General features: G+C 56.3%; 18 protein-coding genes and 3 tRNA genes. 10 read left to right on the top strand and 11 right to left on the bottom strand.

Features of this window, described 5'->3' with window-relative positions:
* The 9 genes from G516_RS0120360 to G516_RS0120320 all read right to left on the bottom strand — a co-directional run.
* A partial coding sequence (locus tag G516_RS0120360) for a GTP-binding protein (protein ID WP_028295213.1) occupies positions 1–449 on the bottom strand: 449 nt, incomplete at its 3' end.
* A gap of 90 nt (positions 450–539) precedes the next feature.
* Positions 540–615, bottom strand: a tRNA-Thr gene (locus tag G516_RS0120355).
* Between the two features lie 47 nt (positions 616–662).
* Positions 663–736, bottom strand: a tRNA-Gly gene (locus G516_RS0120350).
* A 77-nt stretch (positions 737–813) separates the two neighbouring features.
* A tRNA-Tyr gene (locus G516_RS0120345) sits at positions 814–897 on the bottom strand.
* A gap of 215 nt (positions 898–1112) precedes the next feature.
* The gene (locus G516_RS0120340; protein WP_028295212.1) at positions 1113–1772 is read right to left on the bottom strand and encodes an SPOR domain-containing protein; all 660 of its coding nucleotides are present in this window, start codon (positions 1770–1772) and stop codon (positions 1113–1115) included.
* On the bottom strand, positions 1745–2458 hold the full coding sequence (locus G516_RS24205) for a type III pantothenate kinase (RefSeq protein ID WP_051219665.1): 714 nt from the start codon (positions 2456–2458) through the stop codon (positions 1745–1747). The genes G516_RS0120340 and G516_RS24205 overlap by 28 nt, the downstream gene beginning before the upstream one ends.
* Entirely contained in the window at positions 2439–3395 is a 957-nt protein-coding gene (birA, locus tag G516_RS0120330; RefSeq protein ID WP_028295211.1) for a bifunctional biotin--[acetyl-CoA-carboxylase] ligase/biotin operon repressor BirA, read from the bottom strand. The genes G516_RS24205 and birA overlap by 20 nt, the downstream gene beginning before the upstream one ends.
* Before the next feature lie 120 nt (positions 3396–3515).
* Positions 3516–3821, bottom strand: coding sequence for a hypothetical protein (locus G516_RS0120325; protein WP_028295210.1), 306 nt, complete (start codon positions 3819–3821; stop codon positions 3516–3518).
* Positions 3822–3871: 50 nt separating this feature from the next.
* A complete protein-coding gene (locus tag G516_RS0120320; protein ID WP_028295209.1) occupies positions 3872–4999 on the bottom strand; it encodes a potassium channel family protein in 1128 nt (375 codons plus the stop codon).
* A gap of 122 nt (positions 5000–5121) precedes the next feature.
* On the opposite strand from G516_RS0120320, the gene G516_RS0120315 reads away from it, so the two are divergent.
* The 4 genes from G516_RS0120315 (at position 5122) to modC (ending at position 9677) form a co-directional block, all read left to right on the top strand.
* A complete protein-coding gene (locus tag G516_RS0120315) occupies positions 5122–6114 on the top strand; it encodes an adenosine kinase (RefSeq protein ID WP_028295208.1) in 993 nt (330 codons plus the stop codon).
* A gap of 633 nt (positions 6115–6747) precedes the next feature.
* On the top strand, positions 6748–7644 hold the full coding sequence (gene modA / locus G516_RS0120305) for a molybdate ABC transporter substrate-binding protein (RefSeq protein WP_051219664.1): 897 nt from the start codon (positions 6748–6750) through the stop codon (positions 7642–7644).
* Positions 7645–7800: 156 nt separating this feature from the next.
* Positions 7801–8568, top strand: a complete 768-nt coding sequence (modB, locus tag G516_RS23560) for a molybdate ABC transporter permease subunit (RefSeq protein WP_084645282.1) — start codon at positions 7801–7803, stop codon at positions 8566–8568.
* On the top strand, positions 8565–9677 hold the full coding sequence (gene modC / locus G516_RS0120295) for a molybdenum ABC transporter ATP-binding protein (protein WP_036537660.1): 1113 nt from the start codon (positions 8565–8567) through the stop codon (positions 9675–9677). Before modB ends, modC begins: the two co-directional genes overlap by 4 nt.
* Positions 9678–9847: 170 nt before the next feature.
* Here the strand turns inward: modC and G516_RS0120290 are convergent, their stop codons facing one another.
* Together G516_RS0120290 and G516_RS0120285 are read right to left on the bottom strand one after the other, a co-directional pair.
* The gene (locus G516_RS0120290) at positions 9848–10843 is read right to left on the bottom strand and encodes a branched-chain amino acid aminotransferase (RefSeq protein ID WP_028295205.1); all 996 of its coding nucleotides are present in this window, start codon (positions 10841–10843) and stop codon (positions 9848–9850) included.
* 173 nt (positions 10844–11016) lie between these two features.
* Complete coding sequence (locus G516_RS0120285) at positions 11017–11610, bottom strand: helix-turn-helix domain-containing protein (RefSeq protein WP_084645281.1); 594 nt, start codon at positions 11608–11610, stop codon at positions 11017–11019.
* Between the two features lie 319 nt (positions 11611–11929).
* Between G516_RS0120285 and glnT the strand changes: the two genes are divergently transcribed.
* The 6 genes from glnT (at position 11930) to folD (ending at position 19103) form a co-directional block, all read left to right on the top strand.
* Complete coding sequence (glnT, locus tag G516_RS0120280) at positions 11930–13279, top strand: type III glutamate--ammonia ligase (protein ID WP_245582710.1); 1350 nt, start codon at positions 11930–11932, stop codon at positions 13277–13279.
* 390 nt (positions 13280–13669) lie between these two features.
* Complete coding sequence (locus tag G516_RS0120270) at positions 13670–14566, top strand: class II glutamine amidotransferase (protein ID WP_028295201.1); 897 nt, start codon at positions 13670–13672, stop codon at positions 14564–14566.
* Positions 14567–14591: 25 nt separating this feature from the next.
* A complete protein-coding gene (locus tag G516_RS0120265; RefSeq protein WP_028295200.1) occupies positions 14592–15275 on the top strand; it encodes a GltB/FmdC/FwdC-like GXGXG domain-containing protein in 684 nt (227 codons plus the stop codon).
* Positions 15276–15299: 24 nt separating this feature from the next.
* Entirely contained in the window at positions 15300–16631 is a 1332-nt protein-coding gene (locus G516_RS0120260) for an FMN-binding glutamate synthase family protein (protein ID WP_028295199.1), read from the top strand.
* 716 nt (positions 16632–17347) lie between these two features.
* Positions 17348–18214 carry a formyltetrahydrofolate deformylase gene (gene purU, locus G516_RS0120255; protein ID WP_028295198.1) on the top strand — a complete coding sequence of 289 codons (867 nt, stop codon included), beginning with the start codon at positions 17348–17350 and terminating at the stop codon, positions 18212–18214.
* Positions 18215–18224: 10 nt separating this feature from the next.
* A complete protein-coding gene (gene folD, locus G516_RS0120250) occupies positions 18225–19103 on the top strand; it encodes a bifunctional methylenetetrahydrofolate dehydrogenase/methenyltetrahydrofolate cyclohydrolase FolD (RefSeq protein ID WP_156879125.1) in 879 nt (292 codons plus the stop codon).
* Positions 19104–19131 lie beyond the last annotated feature (28 nt).

The following is a 19131-nucleotide window of genomic DNA, read 5'->3' as shown; positions in this document are numbered from 1 at the left end:
GAGTCTGCGCCACCGCAGTCTTCAGCCAGCAGGTCTGCTTTGTTCAGGAATACTACGATGTAAGGTACACCAACCTGACGGGACAGCAGGATGTGCTCACGAGTCTGAGGCATTGGGCCGTCAGTAGAACCACATACCAGGATCGCGCCGTCCATCTGAGCGGCACCGGTGATCATGTTTTTAACATAGTCAGCGTGTCCCGGGCAGTCTACGTGCGCGTAGTGACGGTCAGTGGATTCGTACTCTACGTGGGAAGTAGAGATGGTGATACCACGCTCACGCTCTTCTGGAGCGTTATCGATACCGTCAAAAGCAACGGCTTGGCCGCCGAATACTTCTGCACATACGCGAGTCAGCGCAGCAGTCAGAGTAGTTTTACCATGGTCAACGTGACCGATAGTACCTACGTTTACGTGGGGTTTGGAACGCTCAAACGTTTCCTTAGCCATGACCTTCTCTCTCTTACGTGGTGGTAGATTTCAGACCGACACATACACAAAAAGGCAGGCCTATGGCCTACCTTTTTGCTGTTTAAATAATGGTGCTGATGGGCAGAATCGAACTGCCGACCTCATCCTTACCAAGGATGCGCTCTACCGACTGAGCTACATCAGCGAAACTTCTTGTTTCGACTGCCTGAAAACTGGTCAGGTCAGTAATACTGGAGCGGGTAGCGGGAATCGAACCCGCATCATCAGCTTGGAAGGCTGAGGTTCTACCATTGAACTATACCCGCGAACCTTTAGGCCTCAAGCCAGGAACCGCAGGCTCCTGCCTCGCTCCGAAGCACCGCCTTGGCAATGCTTTAAAATATGGTGGTGGGGGCTGGATTCGAACCAGCGAAGCTTTCGCGTCAGATTTACAGTCTGATCCCTTTGGCCACTCGGGAACCCCACCTAGTTGTTATCAAAGAAGCTGTAATAGCTGCTGGCCGTTGCCGCTGCGTCTTTGATGGCGCGTACTATATGTATGGAGCCTTGGGCCGTCAACACTTTTTTGAAATTTTTCTTATTTTTTATCAACTTAGCCGATTTCGAGGGAGATTTGAGCAGTTAATAATCAATCACGGCCATTTTTGTTCAAGGTTTGATCAAAAACCGTCTTGCTCGCTATTATTCCTGGCAATCGGTCATTTGCCAGGCCACATCGCGGTCATCCGCGAGGATACGTTGACGCAAACGCTCGCCGAATTCCGGACTGGCGTTCACTTCCAGCCAGTGTTCTTCCTTTATGTCGTTCTTGATGCGCACTTCAACCGGAATGTTGTAGGTCTTCACCTTATCGGCAACTTGCTGGGCCGACTCTTCCTTACGGAACAAGCCGAGGGAAATACCTTCCGCCAATTCACCGGCATTAATAATGTAGGAGTCGACTTTGCGTTGCTGCAGTTCACGCAGCACTTTGCGAGCTTCTTCGCGGCTGGCGCGAGGTGGAACAAAGACCCAGAACTCCTTGGCTTCCTGGGTCGGCAACTGCGTGGTCTGGGTGCTGCCGGCAACGCCCAGTGCTTCAGCACGGGCGCGGGCGTAATTGGCATCAACAATGTCCTGATACGGCCCCAGCAGGAAACAACGTTGCTGAGCCACCGCTTGAGCTTCGGGCTGGCGGGTAATACGAGGCAATGCCACCGTTGCTTCCGAGGTCAGCGTCAGCCGTTGGCCAGAGGCCATAACCACCGGCTCATTATTGGCCTGTGGTTGCTGCTGCTTACCCCAGTACAGGATCAGTACGGCAATGTTCAGAATTACCAGACAGAAGAATATCCAGCGCATAAAGCATCCAATCCATCGAAAATCAGTTCAGGGGAATAGGTCTGATCCAGGCTGCGTGCCAGCCACTCACCGTCACCGCCGGTAAAGAATGGCGTGTGATGACGATATTCCTGCATCAGTTGTTGCACCAACGCCACTTGCTGACGACGTACACCAGCACTGACACACCCTACGGTATCGGTGCCGGGTTGCAGTTTGTCGCTCATCTGCTCATCGGTATAAGGCCGTACCCGCTCGGTGTTCTGCCACAGCGACTGCTGCGCCAGCGTCAACCCCGGTACGATATAGCCGCCCAGATGTTGATTGTCGGCATCCATCAGGTCCAGCGTCAGCGCCGTTCCCGAGTCGACCACCAGTACCGGTCCATTGCAATGTTGACGCGCGCCCAGCATAGCCAGCCAGCGGTCTACCCCCAAACGCTCCGGGTTGGGGTAACAGTGTTTGAAATCAGGGTAGTCAGCCAGCGCTCGCGACAGCCACACCAGGCTGGCACCGAATTGCTGTTCCAACTGGTGGCGTAACCAAGGATTGTCGTGAACGCTGGATACCAGCACCCGGGCAACCTTCGGCCAGGCCTGATCCACGACATCCGCATGATCACAGCCACCGCGCACCATAACGCCGTCGTCGGCCTGATAACGCCATTTGATTCGGCTGTTACCAGCGTCAATTAACAGGACGGACACTTAATTCTCCAGCGACAATCACTTCCATACCACGGTCGGTGTGCAACAGCAGTTCACCCTTACGGTTAACGCCTTTGGCTACACCAATGCGCGGCTCACTTCCGCCGGACAAGATAACATCCTTCTTATAATAGATGTCGCGCTCGGCCCAGTGATTGATCCAGGGGCCAAAACCTTCCCGTTTGAATTCATCCAGAATACTGCCCAGCTGGTCCAGCAGAACACTGGCCACCTGATTGCGGGACACACCCGGCAAGTACTGTTTCAAGGCTGCCCACGGCTGCTCGATGCGCTCGGCATCGCGGTCGCTGAGCGCCACATTCAGGCCAATACCAATCACAATCTGGCAGAAGTCCGGCTGGGTTTGACGGCCTTCCAGCAGAATGCCGGCGACCTTGCGGCCGTCCAGATAGACGTCGTTCGGCCACTTCAAGCCGACACCGTCCATCCCCAGTCGGGCCAGTGCCCGCTCAACCGCAATGGCAATCATCAGACTCAGGCCTTCCTGATCATTGAGACTGCCCGGCAAGGTCACCAGATACGACAGGTAGATGTTCTTGCCAAAGGGGCTGACCCAATGACGGCCACGGCGGCCACGACCGCTGTTCTGCTTTTCCGCCAGCACGGCGTAGCGCTTGCCCAGATGATCGGGAGCGCGCTCAAACAGCCAGGTATTGGTGGAATCCACATCCAGCAGAATATCGAGGCAATCCAGACGTTGTGTCATGGATTCCTGAATGCCTTCTTTATCCAACAGTTCAATGGCATCGTGCAAGCGATAGCCTTTGCCTTTCACCGAAGAATAAGGGATGTCCAGCTCGTCGAGCTTTTTCATGTGCTTCCAAACCGCAGCTCGGCTGACGCCAAGGGCTTCACCCAACTCATCGCCGGAATGGAAACGACCGTCTGACAGTAATGCCAGCAACTGACCCAGCATTGTGGAACTCCGAAACCGTAATCTGGCGACTATAACAGAAGGTGTGCGGGGTCAGAATGGTCTGCCGGATTTGAAAAGAAACGAAATCGGAAGGGAAACGCTAGCGGGCGTCTTCAGGTACTAGCGGGCGTCTTCAGATGATTGTGGAAGTCGTTGCGGGAGAGCTTCTGACAATGATTGCCGAGGTGCCTGTGCGGCCCCGATACCAGCAGGTACCACCACACTCGGCTGCAAATCCAGAATCAACGCCGAGAGCGAAACCACCAGCGGCGGCAAATGCCCCTCCACCCGCGACAGCGCACAGTCATCACATGGGCTGTTGCTGGCTCCACTCAGCTGCTCGGCAATGCTGTTGACGCTGGCAATCATAATGACGGCCACGGCCAGCACCAGGGCGGCGGTTGAATGTCGGCGTTTGCGGTTCATGGCAGGCGGATCGCTCGGCGGTTATGAGTGATTCGACAGCCTACCCTGCTTCAGTCGAGATTAGCGAGGCGCTTATTGAAGTGGATCTCAATAGCGCTCTGAATGTCACGAACGGACGGTACTTTTTCAGTGTGCACCAGCACAATCAGCGATTGCGCCACCACTTTATCGTCACCATCCGGATGGGTATTCACCTCCCCTTCCTTGGTCACAAACGCCAGTGGAGTGCCCAGATTGCTTTGTACCACGGCGTTCACCACATCGGCCCAACGCTCTCCTTCGAGCCACACCGGAAAGCGTACCGCGTGGTCGTTGGCGTGGGTGAACATGTCCTCAATGATCAGCTCGACCCCAGGTGCCACCATCGCCCGCACCACCATTTCCGGGTAGGAGCGGATCGGCCGCAGCATGGTTTTGATCTTCAGCTTCTTGAGCCGCTCGCGGTTTTCGTCCTCAACCACTTCAGCAATTACCCTGTGCCCAAGGTGCAATTCAAACAGGCGGTGACACACATCGAAGGTAAAACTGTCGCTATCCGAGGAATACTCATCCCGCGCCAGCACCACAATATGGGTTGCCCGTTCGGCTGCCGCCCGTTTGAGGTCTTCCGGCCGACTGGCCGAACCCGTGACATGCACCACCCCCAACCGGCGCAAGCTGTCGGGCAGACCGTCAGCAAAGTCTTCGTTCAATAGCATGATGGGGGTTTCGCGGTATTCATCGCTCTGACGAATCTGGCTGATCATGCGCCAGAAATAGGCTTCCAGATTATTTTTCGGGGCGTTGATAATCAGAATGTGATCGGCCATGTTCCAGTCCCAATGTCCTGTGCGTATGCGTTCCCGACGGGCGATGCGAAAATCGACGTAATCACTGACCAGAAAAGTCATTAGCGTGATGCCGGCGAAGAAGATCAACACCACCGTAGCGATTTGCCCGGCCACGGTGCTGGCCGACAGGTCGCCATAGCCCACCGTCGTCAGCGTCGTCAGCGTCAGCCAGAGGGCTTGCCAGAGCGTCATGCCCTCCAGCCAGATCATCACCAATGCGTGCAACCCCACCAGGGCTGACAAGGTCAGACCAGTGCGTTTCAGTGAACGAATGATACCGAACTCGGTTTGATAGACCGCGTGGCGAACACGTTGGTGGTGTTGGATAAATCGGGATACAGAATTCATCGCTGCATCATAAACCCAAACATTGGCTTACGGGCAAGGGCACATGCAAGCGGCTGTGATTTGTTACACTTGGCCCAGACAATTAATACAGCTAACACAGCGTCATCAAGGTAGATAAAAATATGGGTTATCACATTTTCGGTATCGGCAACGCACTGGTCGATAAAGAGTTTGAAGTAGACGATGCCTTCTTTGAACAGGCGGGCATCGAAAAGGGCCTGATGACCCTGATCGACGAAGACAAGCAACACGAACTGCTGGCGCTGCTGAGCGAACAGTACGGTTTGAAAAAACGCGCCTGTGGTGGCAGTGCCGCCAACACCATTATTGGTGCCAGCTACTTTGGTGCCAACACCTACTACACCTGCAACGTTGCCAACGACGAAGCCGGTGACTTCTACGTTAACGACCTCAAGGCCGCAGGCGTCGACACCAACCTCGGCGACGACCGCGAAGAAGGCGTGACCGGCAAATGCCTGGTAATGGTGACCCCGGATGCCGAACGCACCATGAACACTTTCCTTGGCATTACCTCCGACCTGCACAGCCGTCACATCAACGAAGACGCCATTGCCCAGTCTGAATACGTCTATATTGAAGGCTACCTGGTTACCGGCGACACCTCCCGTGCGGCAGCGGTTGAAGTGCGCGAGCTGGCCCGCAAGCACAATGTGAAGGTTGCCATGACCTGTTCCGATCCAGCCATGGTGCAATACTTCCGCGATGGCATTCTGGAAGTGCTGGGGGACGGCGTCGACCTGCTGTTCTGTAACGAACAAGAAGCCATGCTGCTGACTGAAACCGACACGCTGGAAGCCGCCACCGAAGCCCTGAAGAGCAAGGTCAACAGCTTTGCCATTACCTGTGGCGCCGACGGTGCACTGGCCTGGGACGGTTCACAGCTGCACACCATTACCGGCCATGTTGTCACTGCCAAAGACACCAACGGCGCAGGTGACATGTTTGCTGGTGCCTTTATGTACGCCATCACCCACGGCCATGACTTCGCTGCCGCTGGTCGTCTGGCCTCTGCGGCATCGGCTCAGGTTGTCAGCCAGTTCGGTCCTCGACTGGACGCAGAGCAGCATGCACCATTGAAAGACCACTTGGGCTGATCGAACGACCTGCCACAGGCAGGTGATCGGCTAAACCGATCAGCCAAGCCGATCTTCCAAACGAGGCCCGCGATGACCGGGCCTCATCCCTGCTCACAAATCATCCGCCCTGCGCCGATCTGTTCATTTTTTAAACAATCCAACAACAAACGCCCTGCCTACTGCCACCCCCGCCGTTGTCTTCAACTTACCACCAATCTTATCCACAGATTCTGTGGATACCTTGCAACCCTTTCTTCATAAAACCTGCACAAATAACCAACAAAGTTTGAAATACCATTTGGAAATAAGAGCCCAGCAATGAACTCAACTGCAACAAACCCTACCACCTCGCCGCTCCAAAAGTCACAAGAGGCTGATTTTTAAGGCTATTTTTAGAGCGCTTGGATCGCCCCAAAAACGATCAACAATCGTTCAATAAAATGAAATTGTGCCACACCGGGCTGTGTACAAACGAGACAGCTTCTTGCACTTATTCACATACCACTGTGGATATCCACTGACTAAGCTGAGGAGCAGATATGGGCAACCTGGCTGTGGACGAATTTCAGCGTTTCATCGCTGTGCCCTTGGTGGATATGGGTTTGTTGTTATCGCAGCGGTATGCTGGCGGTTTTTGACGGGAAGTTACCCATGCTGAATGTCATCCGTTACATGCCCTTTAAGCGTGCGCCCAAAGGCTTCTCACCAGCGAGTTCGCCCAAGGCGATTTTGGCCAGCCTGCTACTGATTCTGTCCCTGCCGAGTACCGCCGGAGAAGACAACGCTGATGCTGAGCACATCAACATTGCCGTGGCCTCCAACTTTGCTGCGCCCATCAAGCAGCTGGTAAAGCAGTACGCGCAACAGCACAACATCGACATCAAGGTTTCTCTGGGCTCTTCGGGCAAATTGCTGGCGCAGATTCAACACGGCGCGCCGTTTCAGTTATTCCTGTCCGCCGACCAGCAAAAGCCCCAACGCCTGATCGCCAGCGGCGATGCCGACAGCGAATCACGAGTGACCTACGCCCGAGGCCAGCTGGCGCTCTGGAATGCTTCACCGGCTTCCGGGCAGCAACGATCACCCGAGCAGATGCAAAACCAACTACAAACCCAGCTGCAAGCTAGGTTACAACAAGGTGACTTTAACAAGCTGGCCATCGCCAACCCGCGACTGGCTCCTTACGGGCTGGCGGCTCAAGAGGTACTGCAATCCATGAGCTTATGGGACAGCACCCGGGACAAACGGGTGATGGGAGAGAACATCGGCCAGACCTGGCAATTTGTTGCCAGTGGCAATGCCCAACTGGGCTTTGTGGCGCTGTCGCAAATCCAGCAGCCGGGCAAGCCATATTCGGGCAGTGTCTGGGTCGTACCGCCAGCGCTCTACTCGCCGATTCTGCAAGATGCCGTGGTGCTCAGCCGTCAGGGCACAGACGCCCAACGACAGGCCGCCCATGACTTTCTGAAGTTTCTGATGTCTGCCGACGTCCAGCAGCAACTGGCACAGTACGGTTACTTACCCGCTGGCGATGTACCTGCCCGCTAATAACCTGACAGCCACTGATGCAGCATGGCGGCAGCTGTGGCCGGTTTACCAGCCCGGCCGGCCACCTTACTATGACGTACAACCCGGCTTATTAACGATGCCATGAACAAGCGCCTGAATGCCGGAGCCTTTCGTTGACCACTACCGAGTATCACCATGGGCCTGTCCGCCGCTGATATTGATGCCCTTTGGCTGACCCTGAAACTGGCCACCACGGTGACCCTGCTGTTGCTGCTGTTATCAACTCCTCTGGCCTTGTGGCTAAGCAGCGGTCACAGCCGCAGCCGTTCGGTGGTTCAGGCGGTAGTCGCCCTGCCGCTGGTGCTGCCGCCCAGTGTGCTGGGGTTTTACATGCTGATCGCCATGGGGCCGCACGGTCCACTGGGTTGGCTGACCCAGCAGCTGAACCTGCCGACACTGGCGTTCAGCTTTACCGGGCTGGTATTGGCTTCCCTGCTCTATTCCCTGCCCTTTGTGGTGCAGCCATTGTGCAATGCCTTCCGCGCTTTGGGACAACGTCCGATGGAAGTGGCCGCCACACTCGGCGCAGGCCCATTCGACCGCTTTTTCAGTGTGATTCTGCCGTTGTCCAAACCCGGCTATTTAACCGCTGCAGTGCTGGGATTTGCTCACACTGTCGGTGAGTTTGGCGTGGTACTGATGATTGGCGGCAATATCGAAGGAGAAACCCGGGTCGCGTCGGTGCAGATCTACGATCATGTGGAAGCACTCGACTACGCCAGTGCTCATACCTTATCGCTGTTGCTGCTGGGCTTTTCGTTTGTGGTGCTGCTGTTTTTGTACGCCCGTCCTGCGTCTGGAAAACACTCGACTTCCCGAGTCGCGCAGCATGACGGTTCAGATTCAAGTCGCTCTCCAAATCACGAGAGTGAAAACGCTGCTCACAAGGATAACTGGCTATGAGCCTGCAACTGGACCTGTCGATTGTCCGTGACGGCTTCGAGCTGGCGGTGAATACCTGCTTGCCGGGTGATGGCACCACGGTGATTTTTGGCCCCTCCGGCTCGGGGAAAACCAGCCTGTTGCGCTGCATTGCCGGGCTCGAAAACGCCAGTGGCAGCATCTGTTTTAACGACCAACCATGGCAAGGCCCGGGACAAAAGCCTCTGGCGGTACACAAGCGCCCCATCGGCTATGTGTTTCAGGAGGCCAGCCTATTTGAGCACCTGAGCGTTCAGGGCAATCTCGATTTCGCTCGCAAGCGGGCCGCAGTAGCCACTACCACACCGGCTACTGCGGGCAATAACAGCCATCACCTTGGCACAGCCAATATCATTGCCATGCTGGGCATTGAGCCACTGTTACAGCGCGCCCCGCAGCAATTGTCCGGTGGCGAACGCCAGCGGGTCGCCATTGCCCGAGCGTTGCTGAACCAGCCACAGCTGCTGCTGTTGGACGAACCACTGGCGGCACTGGACGATGCCCGCAAGGAAGAGATTCTGCCGTATCTGGAGCGTCTCAAGCGCCATCAGATTCCGATGCTGTACGTGACGCATTCCAAGGCCGAATTAAGCCGGCTAGCGGATCACCTGCTGTGTCTGGATCAGGGCAAGGTGGTGCTGCAAGGGCCGATGTCAGCGGTGTGCGATGCCCCGGAATTTCCACTCAACAGTGGCGAAGATGCTGGCGTGGTGTTGGATGCTCGTATCGATAACGTCGATGAACACTGGCAGCTGGCCAGCGCCCGAATCCAAACAGCCACCAGCACCGACTGCATTGCCCTGCGCAACATGCACTACCGGCCACAGCAAGCCGTGCGGCTGCGCATCATGGCCTCCGACGTGAGTCTGGCAGCAGATAACCCAAGCCAAAGCTCCAGTGTGAATAACTGCCTGCCCTGCACCATCGCCATGGAGTTGGCCGACAGCCACCCGGCCACCGTGCTGTTTGAATTGCACAGCCACGCCGGAACCCGACTGCTGGCCCGGGTAACCCGCAAGTCCGCTCATCAACTGGCGCTTAAACCCGGCAGTCAGGTATGGGCCATGATCAAATCCGTTGCGGTGCTTTGAGCAGGTCGGGTGTCGGGTGTCGGGTGTCGGAACAAGATTGTGGGAGAGAGCTTGCTCTCGATATAGCTTGTTCTCTGTAGCCTGAAACAAAACCGCCAACTCATTCCCCACAAACAAAAACCGGCGCTCGAAGCGCCGGTTTTGTTATTTGCAGTCTACTGTCTGACAGATCAAACGTAGGTCAGCCAACCATGACGGTCTTCGGTTTTACCCCACTGAATGTTGTTCAGCTCTTCACGCAGGGACTGAACCACAGGGCCAGGCTCGCCGGAGCCAATGGTGTGTTCTTCACCGTCGATAATCAGGGTGCCTACAGACGTCAGTACCGCCGCAGTACCGGACAGCGCTGCTTCACAGCCCGGCTTGCTGGCGCGTTCCACCAGTTCAGCCACGGTCAGTTCACGCTCGGATACGGTCATGCCGCGATCGCGTGCCAGCGTCAGGATGGAGCTACGGGTCACACCGTGCAGGAAGCTGGAGTCCAGTGCCTTGGTGATGATTTCGTTGCCGTCGATCAGCAGGAAGTTGGCCGCGCCGGTTTCCTGAACATCGCCACCCGGTGCAAACAGCACCTGGTCGGCATTGAATTGCTTGCGGGCTTCCATGGTTGGGTGCATGGCCGAGGCGTAGTTACCACCGGATTTCACCATGCCCATGTGTGGCGCACAGCGAGCAGCGCTTTGTTCAACCAGCAGACGCAGTGCCTTGGCACCACCGGCAAAGTAGTCACCCACCGGTGACAGCAACACAAACAACAGCGATTGCAGGGATGGCGCAGCGGCCTTACCAATACAAGGCTCAGTGCCCATATGGGTTGGACGAATGTAGAGGGATTCCGGTGGTGTCGGAATTTCATCGGCGTAGCGGGATACCGCGGTGGTGATCATGTCAGCCAGCGCCTGTGGCTCGAACTCTGGCAGGTACAGCAGGTGCGAGCTTTGCGCCATACGGGCAATGTTCTGATCCATGCGGAAGATGGCAATGCGACCATCTGGCTGGCGGAAGGCCTTCAAACCTTCAAAACAGGTGCTGGAGTAGTGCAGCACATGGGCGCCCGGGTGCAGGGTCAGGCGGTCACTTGGGACCCACTCTGGCGCTTGCCATTCAGAGCCATCAAAAACGGCGGAAATCATTTCCGGTAGAAAAACAGAACCAAAACTCGACATGAACGGAGTCCCAACACAAAGCCAAATAAAGAACCTGTTGCCGTAACCCTGTTACGCAACGGCCATCAGTTTATAGTTTTTTGACGCCGACGGCACGATCCCCATTGGTATTACACCCATTGTTGTTCTAAAAATTTGGGAAAAACCGTTGCAGTCAGCGTCCGATCACAGCCTCACGACTCTTCCGAATAGTTGATGATCGAAAGCAGCTGCAACGGCACTTCAATCAGCTTCTCGGGGCCGTGCGGGGTTTCGGCATCAAAGGTGAGGCTGTCGCCAGGGCCCATTTCGTACAAATGGTTGCCGTGGCGATAGACGATGCGGCCTTTCAATATATAGATGAACTCCTCCCCCGGATGCGAGAAGGTCGGGAACACTTCCGACAAATCGTCCATGGTGATCAGGAAGGGCTCAAAATTACGCTTGCCACCGCGCTGGTAGGTCAGCAGCTGATAGGTGTGGCCCTTGTCGGTACCACGACGCACCACCTCCAGCCCTTCGCCGGATGGCGTGAAATGGGCGCCACCGTCTGGCCGATCGTAATCGTTGAACAGTTTGGAGATGGGCAAACCAATGGCGGTACACAACCGCGACAGGGTTTCCAGACTGGTCGACACCTGGGCATTTTCGATCTTGCTGACCATGCCCTGACTGATACCGGAGATCCGCGCCACATCGGTAATTTTCAGCCCTTCTTCCAATCTGGCCTTTTTGACCTTCATGGCAATGTATTGGTCGAGATTAAAGCGCTCGCCGTTTTCGCTCATCACTACTACTCCTCATCCTCACCAACCCCTGCTATTGCCAGAAAACCGTGCTCAGTCGTGGTGCTTTTGCGTGCACTCTGATTTTTTTTGGGGCGCAAAATCCATCCATTCTGGCCCGCCGGACACTGAAATCGATTTTCTTAAGGGGAAAATTTCTTAACTAACTATAGGTATACCAAGGGCTGCAGAGCAATTTGAAAAAAATATTCCTGACAGGAAATAAGGTGGCACAGGCTATGCATTCACTTAAGGGAAAATAAATTTCCTATTGAGAAAACTTGATCGGTAGCTACACTGGTCAGCACTTAAGGAGCAAGACATGGCAAGTTCGAGTATGTCACTGAGCGAAGCGCAACAGTTTCTGGAAGACAACGAGATCAAGTACGTACTGGCTCAGTTCGTCGACATTCACGGTGTCGCCAAAACCAAGTCGGTTCCGGCTGCGCACCTGAAAAGCGTGGTGGAAAGCGGTGCCGGTTTTGCGGGCTTTGCCGTCTGGGGTCTGGGTATGGAACCACACGGCCCGGACTTCCTGGCCCGTGGCGACCTCAGCAGCATGAGCATCGTGCCATGGCAGCCTGGCTACGCTCGCATTGCCTGTGATGGCCACGTTAACGACAAGCCGTACGAATACGACAGCCGTGTGGTACTGAAAAATCAGCTTGGCCGTCTGGAAGATCGTGGCTGGACCCTGAACACCGGTCTGGAACCTGAGTTCTACGTTTTCAAACGCAATGACGATGGCTCACTGGCCACCGTTGATGATACCGACGTGCTCGACAAGCCTTGCTACGACTACAAGGGCCTGTCCCGCTCCCGCGCTTTCCTGGAAAAATTCGTCGAAAGCCTGCAAGCGGTAGACATGGACGTGTACCAGATCGACCACGAAGACGCTAATGGCCAGTTCGAGATCAACTACACCTACTCCGACGCGCTGACCTCTGCCGACCGTTTCACCTTTGTACGTATGGCAGCCGGTGAGATTGCCAACGAAATGGGCATGGTGTGCTCTTTCATGCCGAAGCCAATGTCTGACCGTACCGGTAACGGCATGCACTTCCACCTGTCGATTGCTGATGAAAACGGCAACAACCTGTTTGGCGACGACAGCGACAGCAACGGTATGGGCCTGTCGAAACTGGCTTACCACTTCTGTGCCGGTCTGCTGCATCACGCCAAGGCACTCTGTGCCATCGCCGCACCTACCGTGAACTCCTACAAGCGTCTGGTGGTGGGTGGCTCCGCTTCCGGTGCGACCTGGGCTCCGGCTTACATTTGCTACGGCGACAACAACCGTTCCGCCATGGTGCGCGTACCGTACGGTCGTCTGGAATTCCGTCTGCCAGACTCCGGTTGCAACCCGTATCTGGTTCACGCCGCCATCATCGCCGCCGGTATGGACGGGGTTGAACGCCAGTTAGACGCGGGTGCGCCAATTAACGAAAACCTCTACACCATGCCAACCGCCCAACGCGAAGAGCTGGGTGTGGAAATTCTGCCGCAGAACCTCGGCGAAGCGATTGAAGCGCTGGCCGCCGACAAGATTCTGACTGAAGCCATCGGCCAGCCGGTGATGGACGAGTTCATCAAGCTGAAGCGTGATGAGTGGATTGATTACTGCCGTCATGTGAGCGATTGGGAAGTGAAGCGTTACGCCGAGTTCTTTTAAGGGAACTTCGTGTGGCGGCCCTGAACGGCGTTGTGTCCTCGCAGAAGTTCGGCGCCTACCGGCTTGGTATGTCTTGAACATTCTGCTGCGGGACGCCTTGTTCAGAACCACCACACTGTGTTCCCGGTGAATTGTAGGAGGGAATTTATTCCCGATGCTTAATCGCGGTTAAAACCACTCCTGCAAATAACGGATAACGCAATACCAAACATTAAACAGGCTGTTTTTGCCTTGGCAAACACAGCACGGCTTCGTGCGGCCTGAATCTGCATATCGAAGCCAAAAAATGCGTCCGACGTCCGACTTACGGCGTCCGACAAAAGAAATAACCCGGCGCCAGTCTCCCGACCACTGACGCCCGACTTTTTACGAATTAACGAGGAAAACGCCATGTGTGGAATCGTTGGTCTTTACCTGAAAAATCCGGCTCTTGAGAGCCAGATCGGCGCCTTGTTCGAGCCGATGCTGATTGCCATGACCGACCGTGGTCCCGACAGTGCCGGCTTTGCTATTTACGGCGATGAAGTAGAAAACGGCACCAAGCTGACCCTGCGTCACGAAGACATGAACTATGACTGGGCGGCATTGGCCGAGTCGGTGAAAACCGGTCTGGATACCTCGGTGGATTTCTTCCAGAACGCCACCGTCGCGGTGTTCAAACTGGGTTGTGACGCTGCCACAGCGACCGCTTTTATCGAAGAGACTGCGCCGGAAGTACTGATCCTGAGTGCAGGTCACTCCATCGAGATTCTGAAAGAAGTGGGCCTGCCAGAACACATCGCCGAGACCTTCAACCTGAAGGGCATGAAAGGCTCCCACATCATTGGTCATACCCGTATGGCGACTGAATCTGCTGTGACCATGGCCGGTTCTCACCCGTTCTCGACCGGTGAAGACCTGTGTCTGGTACACAACGGTTCGCTGTCCAACCACAACCGTCTGCGTCTGGAGCTGAAGCGTCAGGGCATTCACTTCGAAACCGAAAACGACTCGGAAGTCGGTGCCGGTTACCTGATGCACCGTCTGCAGCAGGGCGACACCCTGACTGAAGCGCTGGAAAACGCGCTGAAAGAGCTGGACGGCTTCTTCACCTTCACCATCGGCACCCGCAACGGTTTCGCTGTGGTACGTGACCCGATCGCCTGTAAGCCAGCAGTACTGGCTGAAACCGACGACTACGTTGCCATGGCATCTGAATATCAAGCGCTGACCACCCTGCCAGGCATCGAAAACGCCAAGGTATGGGAACCGGAAGCAGCAAAAATCTACGTTTGGGAACGCAGCTAAGCGCGCGGATAGAGAGGAAATCACGATGAAAACTCTGGATTTGGCAAACACCTCGCTGCGCGAGATCAACCAGGCCCTGCACGATCAAGCCGGTGAATGCACCGAGCGTGAATGGAAAATTACCGGTGCCAAAGGCGATCACAACATTGCCTGTGGTCTGGACGCTTCGCTGAGCGTCGATATTGAAGGCCATGCTGGCTACTACTGCGCTGGCATGAACAAGAAAGCCCACGTGGTGGTGCACGGCAATGCCGGTCAGGGCGTGGCGGAAAACATGATGTCCGGCACCGTGCGCGTGAAAGGTCAGGCGTCCCAGTCTGCTGGAGCAACGGCCCACGGCGGCCTGCTGGTGATTGAAGGTGACGCCGGTGCCCGATGCGGCATTTCCATGAAAGGCGTTGAGATTGTGGTTGGCGGCAATGTGGGCCACATGAGCTGCTTCATGGGGCAGGCCGGTGCGCTGGTAGTGTGTGGTGACGCTGGCGATGCGCTGGGCGATTCCCTCTACGAAACCAAAATCTTTGTCAAAGGCAGCGTGGCTTCGCTGGGTGCGGATTGCATCGAGAAGGAAATGCGCGATGAGCACATCGAGTACCTGACCGACCTGCTCAACCGCGCTGGCATGGATGAAGATCCAAAGAGCTTCAAGCGTTATGGCTCCGCTCGCAACCTGTACAACTTCAAAGTCGACAACGCGTCTGCTTACTGATCACGCTGATTCGAGGATTCTGAAATGTCTGATAAAGAAAAAGCCCAAACTGCTCTGCGTGAATCGGCCACTTTCGACCACGCCACCATGGCTGAAATCCGTCGCGCTGCCGAAACCGGCATCTACGACATCCGCGGCTTCGGCGCCAAACGCAAGGTTCCGCACTTCGACGACCTGCTGTTCCTCGGTGCGTCCATGTCACGCTACCCGCTGGAAGGCTACCGCGAGAAGTGCAACACCCAGGTCACTCTGGGTACCCGCTTCGCCAAGAAGCCAATCGTCATTGAAACGCCCGTTACCATCGCCGGTATGAGCTTTGGCGCACTGTCTGCCAACGCCAAGGAAGCGCTGGGTCGCGGTGCCTCTGAAGTGGGCACCTCCACCACCACCGGTGACGGCGGTATGACCCCGGAAGAACGCGGCCAATCCACCAAACTGGTGTACCAGTACCTGCCATCCCGCTACGGCATGAACCCGGACGACCTGCGTAAGGCCGACGCCATCGAAGTGGTATTGGGTCAGGGCGCCAAGCCAGGTGGCGGCGGCATGCTGCTGGGTCAGAAGATCACCGACCGCGTTGCCAAGATGCGTACCCTGCCAATGGGCGTGGATCAGCGTTCCGCCTGTCGTCACCCGGACTGGACCGGCCCGGACGATCTGGCCATCAAGATTCAGGAACTGCGTGAAATCACCGACTGGCAAGTGCCGATCTACATCAAGGTGGGCGCTACCCGCACCTACTACGACGTCAAACTGGCAGTAAAAGCCGGCGCTGACGTGATTGTGGTCGACGGCATGCAAGGCGGTACCGCGGCAACTCAGGAAGTGTTTATCGAACACGTTGGTATCCCGACCATGGCTGCCATTCCACAAGCCGTACAGGCGTTGCAGGAAATGGGCATGCACCGCAAGGTTCAGCTGATTGTCTCCGGCGGTATCCGTAACGGTGCCGACGTCGCCAAGTGTATGGCACTGGGTGCTGACGCCGTCGCCATCGGTACCGCGGCTCTGGTGGCACTGGGCTGTAACCACCCGCAGTGGGACGACGAGTTCAAGAAAATTGGCTCTGCCGCCGGTTACTACGACGACTACCACGAAGGCAAGGACCCGGCCGGTATCTCTACCCAGGACCCGGAACTGATGAAGCGTCTGGACCCGGTAGCCGCCGGTCACCGTCTGGCCAACTACCTGCGTGTATTGACCATGGAAGCCCAGACGCTGGCCCGTGCTTGCGGCAAGAACGACCTGCGTAACCTGGAGCCGGAAGACCTGGTGGCCCTGAACGTAGAAGCTGCTGCGATGGCACGGGTGCCGCTGGCAGGGACCAGCTGGATTCCGGGTCAAGGCGGCTACTGATAAAAGGGGCTATCCGCGGCAAATAGGATGGGCACTCGTGCCCATCAACCGCCAAACCGGTTCGCGATTGAAATCGCTCCTACAGAACGCTGTTGTAGGAGGGAATTCATTCCCGAACAGCAGTGAATAAACAAGGAGCCGGAATGTTGATTCAATTTTGCGTTTTCATTCCGCGCCTTGAGGTTCGCCCTCTGGCACAAGATTGAGCAGGACCGACCGGCATGGATGCCGGAGAGCCGACTCTGGACATGGATGTCCAGTGAAGGCGGGTCCGTCGCGATATCGCAGAGCCAGAGGAATTAGCGAAACGGAAGCGCAAAGCGGGGGCTTGCCCGTCTGGCCTGGGGGTAAGACCCCCAAAGAAGACAATGGACGGCCTTCAATCTGGTTCTCAAGCCAAGGCATGAGAAACGGAACAAGCAGAACAGCGGATCGGCTCATCCCCGATTCAACCCGGCAGCCGCCGCTACCGGCTGCCGATAAAAGCTATAAGCGGGTCGTCTGAAGCCATGCAGTAAACCAACAACCCGCTAGCGTCCCAAGAGCGGAGCCATCCGCCAGGACGTCGGCTGAAGCACACAGTAAGCGCAGTACAGACCGACATTTTTTACACGATATAGCAGGGAGCCATCTCTGCGGGTGACGCTCGGCCGCAATCCACAAATCGGCGGTGTCATTCGGGGATTACTCCAATTGATTAATGCAAGGTGAACAAGATGCCACACCAGAACGAGAAGACCGAATACGTACTCAAAACCACCTGCCCGGCGGGCAGCGGCATTGTTGCAGCCGTGTCCGGCTTTCTGGCTGACAAGGGCGCTTATATCAGCGAGCAATCGCAGTTCGACGATCAGGACAGCGGCAACTTCTTTATGCGTACCCGCTTTCACTTTGAAGCGGCTACCGATATCGACAATATCCGCGCCGGTTTTGAAGACGTCGCCGCCAAATTCAGCATGAGCTGGAGCCTGCATAACGCCTGTTCGCCAGTGAAGACCCTGATCATGGTGTCGAAGGCCGATCACTGTCTGGCCGACTTGCTGTACCGCAAGAACAAGGGCGACCTGAACATGGAAATCACCGCGGTGGTATCCAACCATCAGGACCTGCGCCCAATGGCCGAGCGCGAAGGCATTCGCTTTGTGCACCTGCCGATCACCAAGGAAAACAAGCTGGATCAGGAGCGCGTGCTGCTGGATATCGTCGAGGAAACCGGCTCCGAGCTGGTGGTTCTCGCACGCTACATGCAGATTTTGTCGAACGGCTTGTGTGTTGAACTGGCCGGTCGCGCCATCAACATTCACCACTCGTTCCTGCCAGGCTTCAAAGGCGCTCGCCCTTACTACCAGGCCCATGATCGCGGCGTGAAACTGATTGGAGCCACCGCTCACTATGTAACGGCCGACCTCGACGAAGGCCCGATCATCGAACAGTCGGTACAGACCGTTGATCACACCATGGACCCGGAACAGCTGACCACCGCAGGCCGCGACACCGAAACCGTGGCACTGGCTCGCGCAGTGAAACTGCATACCCAGCACCGGGTGTTTATCGACGGCAACAAGACCGTGGTCTTCAAATAAGGAGACCATCATGGCTATTCGAATTGACGGAAAAACCGTCGCCGCCCAGGTACTGGATAACGTCGCCACCGCCGCCACCCTGTTCGAGAAAGACTTCGGTCTGAAGCCCGGACTGGCTGTGGTGCTGGTCGGCGAAGACCCGGCCAGCCAGGTGTACGTGCGCAACAAGATTGCCCGCGCCACCGAGTCCGGTCTCAACTCGATCGAACACCGACTGGCTGCCGACACCGACCAGCAAACGCTGGATCAGCTGGTGGCCGACCTCAACGCCGATCCCTCTGTGCACGGCATTCTGGTGCAGCTGCCCTTGCCGGATCACCTCGACGAGGACCGCATCATCCGCGCCATCGACCCGGCCAAGGATGTAGATGGTTTCCATCCGGTTAACGTTGGAGCCTTGCACATTGGCGAAGAATCACTGGAACCCTGCACCCCGCAGGGCTGCATGATCATGCTGGAACAGATTCATGGCGAGCTGAGCGGCAAACACGCCGTCATCGTCGGCCGTTCCAACATCGTCGGCAAACCTATGGCCGCCATGCTGTTGCGGGCCAACTGCACCGTCACCATTGTGCACTCCCGCACCCCCAACGCCGCCGAGCTGGCCCGCCAGGCTGACATCGTGGTGGCGGCTGTGGGCCGTGCCGAAATGATTGACGCCAGCTGGATCAAGCCCGGTGCCACCGTGATTGACGTTGGTATCAACGTGGTCGAGCGTCCGTCTGGCAACGGCGAAGCCCAACGCAAACTGGTGGGCGATGTGAACTACGCCGACGTAGAACCACAGGCCTATGCCATCACCCCGGTGCCCGGCGGTGTTGGCCCCATGACCATTGCTTGCTTGATGAAAAACACACTGATTGCTGCTCGTCGTTTACAGCGCAAGTAACGCCTGTTCGACGACACATCCTTTAGGA

This window comes from Oceanobacter kriegii DSM 6294, assembly GCF_000422845.1.
Taxonomy (GTDB): Bacteria; Pseudomonadota; Gammaproteobacteria; order Pseudomonadales; family Oceanobacteraceae; genus Oceanobacter; species Oceanobacter kriegii.
The sequence above is the reverse complement of the archived record's forward strand: the minus strand, read 5'-3'. Positions and strand labels throughout refer to the sequence as shown.

Coding starts and splice junctions, on each gene's coding strand:
- G516_RS0120340 (WP_028295212.1), bottom strand. CDS start 1,772: ATGCGCTGGATATTCTTCTGTCTGGTAATTCTGAACATTGCCGTACTG.
- birA (WP_028295211.1), bottom strand. CDS start 3,395: ATGCTGGGTCAGTTGCTGGCATTACTGTCAGACGGTCGTTTCCATTCC.
- G516_RS0120325 (WP_028295210.1), bottom strand. CDS start 3,821: ATGAACCGCAAACGCCGACATTCAACCGCCGCCCTGGTGCTGGCCGTG.
- G516_RS0120320 (WP_028295209.1), bottom strand. CDS start 4,999: ATGAATTCTGTATCCCGATTTATCCAACACCACCAACGTGTTCGCCAC.
- G516_RS0120315 (WP_028295208.1), top strand. CDS start 5,122: ATGGGTTATCACATTTTCGGTATCGGCAACGCACTGGTCGATAAAGAG.
- modA (WP_051219664.1), top strand. CDS start 6,748: ATGCTGAATGTCATCCGTTACATGCCCTTTAAGCGTGCGCCCAAAGGC.
- modB (WP_084645282.1), top strand. CDS start 7,801: ATGGGCCTGTCCGCCGCTGATATTGATGCCCTTTGGCTGACCCTGAAA.
- modC (WP_036537660.1), top strand. CDS start 8,565: ATGAGCCTGCAACTGGACCTGTCGATTGTCCGTGACGGCTTCGAGCTG.
- G516_RS0120290 (WP_028295205.1), bottom strand. CDS start 10,843: ATGTCGAGTTTTGGTTCTGTTTTTCTACCGGAAATGATTTCCGCCGTT.
- G516_RS0120285 (WP_084645281.1), bottom strand. CDS start 11,610: ATGAGCGAAAACGGCGAGCGCTTTAATCTCGACCAATACATTGCCATG.
- glnT (WP_245582710.1), top strand. CDS start 11,930: ATGGCAAGTTCGAGTATGTCACTGAGCGAAGCGCAACAGTTTCTGGAA.
- G516_RS0120270 (WP_028295201.1), top strand. CDS start 13,670: ATGTGTGGAATCGTTGGTCTTTACCTGAAAAATCCGGCTCTTGAGAGC.
- G516_RS0120265 (WP_028295200.1), top strand. CDS start 14,592: ATGAAAACTCTGGATTTGGCAAACACCTCGCTGCGCGAGATCAACCAG.
- G516_RS0120260 (WP_028295199.1), top strand. CDS start 15,300: ATGTCTGATAAAGAAAAAGCCCAAACTGCTCTGCGTGAATCGGCCACT.
- purU (WP_028295198.1), top strand. CDS start 17,348: ATGCCACACCAGAACGAGAAGACCGAATACGTACTCAAAACCACCTGC.
- folD (WP_156879125.1), top strand. CDS start 18,225: ATGGCTATTCGAATTGACGGAAAAACCGTCGCCGCCCAGGTACTGGAT.